This window comes from Blautia sp. aa_0143, from assembly GCF_004167315.1.
In the GTDB taxonomy this organism is placed as follows: Bacteria; Bacillota; Clostridia; order Lachnospirales; family Lachnospiraceae; genus Blautia_A; species Blautia_A fusiformis.
Genome location: NZ_RCXU01000070.1, coordinates 1 through 1,922 on the forward strand (window position 1 = coordinate 1; position 1,922 = coordinate 1,922).

Genomic DNA, 1,922 nt, shown 5'->3' on the forward strand with positions numbered 1-1,922 from the left:
TTTTCTTCCAGATACAAAAGCAGGTAGTTCATGTCCATGTCGGTCAGCGTGGTACTGGTGCGCTCCCAGCCCAGCGGCTTCACAATGTCAATCTGCTCCGTCAAAAGGTTCAGGCGCAGCGCCCCGCGAAACAGAGGGTCACGCTGGAACACCGTCAGGCAGTTTCGGATGCTGTTCTTCACGCCGCCTTTCTGCGTCCCCTCTAATGTTTCCCGGATTTCTGCCGGTGTCTGCGCCGGTTCCATTGTGTCCATCGTCCTTTTGACCGCTTCCTGCGTTTCCGGCGGCAAGCTCTGAAATTCGCTGTTCAAGCCGCAGCACCTCCTTTCCCTGTGCGGCGATCAATGCCGCTTTTTCTTCTATTTCTCCGTATAACAAAATATCTAAAAGGTATTCTGTGTAGCTTATCCTCTGCAACGCTTCCACAAAAAGAGGATGCCAGATGGCATCCTGCGGCTGTGGGGCGTGTGCTGTTTTCCAATGCTCCAGCAGGCGCAGATAATCGCATAGCACCCGGAAACAATACCGTTCCGTTTCCTGAAATCTCTGCTCCGCTGATTTTTGTCGGGGCTGTGACCTGTTGTGACGCTTCCTATCTGGCGGCGCATTGCCGGATTTCTCATAGGAAACGCCGAAGTCCTCCGCAAGCCTGACCGCAGCTTCCCGTTTCCCCAATCCATGCAGCAAAGCGGCAAAGTCGATCACATCCCCGGAAGCCCCGCAGCCGAAGCAGTAAAAGCGGCTGTCCACTTTCATGCTGGGCGTGCGGTCATTGTGGAATGGACAGCAGACCATGCCGTTTCTCCCCACCCGGATTCCATAGAATGAAGCAGCCTGCCGGGTGGTAACAGACTGTTTCACCGCTTCAAATACATTCAAATGCTCCCTCCATAAAAATACTGGTAGCGGTAAAGCTGCCGGTTATATCATAGCTCCATCTCATGTTTCTTTCTCTGTACTGCCTGTGGCTGCTCCCTCCGGCGCAGTGCGGTATCTACGGCGTTCTGCACCTGCCGTAGCCGTATGACTTCCTCCCGGAGTGGCTTGTGCTGCGGAGACAGTTCGGCATACTCTGTTTTTAACTGTGCGTATTCCTGTTTCCATGCTTTCAGGGCAATGGGTTTTCCGTCCAGTTTTTCTTTCAGAATACGGCGGGCGGCATAAAACAGCCGTAACTCCGCATCGTGGGATGTTTCAAATTTCTCCCTCTGTTTCTTAAACTTGATATTGTTCAATTCCGTATGAACAGGTTTTAGCCGCTGGTAATTCTCGCCCTCCCGTATCAATTCCTGCAATTCCTTTATCCGGGCAGATTTCTTTTTCATGGAGTCGCTTAACGCTTCAAATTCTTCGTTGACAGAGGAAAGACGCTCCTGCAAATCCTCTAATGTGAGCAGCTTGTTTTCCGTCAGATAATTGACGGCTTCGGCAAACTGCTTTAAGTTTCCGGTTCTGGCTTTATTGCTCCATGCCCCTGCGTTGCGCTGGTTGTAATAAGCGATCAACAGGTCGGCAAGGCTCGGTGTCTGCGGTTTGGAAAGTTCTTCTTTTACCTCTGCCATCCAGACAAACAGGGCTTTGATCTTCTTCCTCACATCCTGCATGAGCCGGTTGGTGGCTTTAATCCAGCGGTTCAGTTCCCCTTTCTCGGTGCGGATGCCCTTTGCTTCCATCTGCCGGACATTAGCTCCCTCGTGGACAGTAGGTATCAGGTCAAGCCCCTGCCGCACATAGGAACGGTGGTCGATACGCACATCCAGCCCTTTTTCCTCAAATTTTGTATTAACGGCAGCCGCCCACTGCTCCCGCCAGTGTTCCAGCGTTTCCGGCTCATGCCAGTCTGTTGTATGGACAGCGTTAAACATATAATCGCCGTTTTTATCCCGGATTCGGTTTCCATCTTCATCAAGAAGATATTCCCG

At 51.8% G+C, this 1,922-nt stretch carries 2 protein-coding genes and 1 pseudogene; all 3 read right to left on the bottom strand.

From position 1 onward, the window contains the following. Positions 1–254 (bottom strand): annotated as a pseudogene (locus EAI83_RS17420) (virulence-associated E family protein); the annotation flags it as partial. Next, positions 139–879: a CHC2 zinc finger domain-containing protein gene (locus EAI83_RS16975; RefSeq protein ID WP_014079457.1), complete on the bottom strand. Its 741-nt coding sequence runs from the start codon at positions 877–879 to the stop codon at positions 139–141. The gene EAI83_RS16975 and the pseudogene EAI83_RS17420, both read right to left, overlap by 116 nt. 47 nt (positions 880–926) lie before the next feature. Continuing rightward, positions 927–1,922 (bottom strand): MobA/MobL family protein (locus tag EAI83_RS16980; protein ID WP_129976302.1); only part of this gene is annotated, 996 nt, incomplete at its 5' end.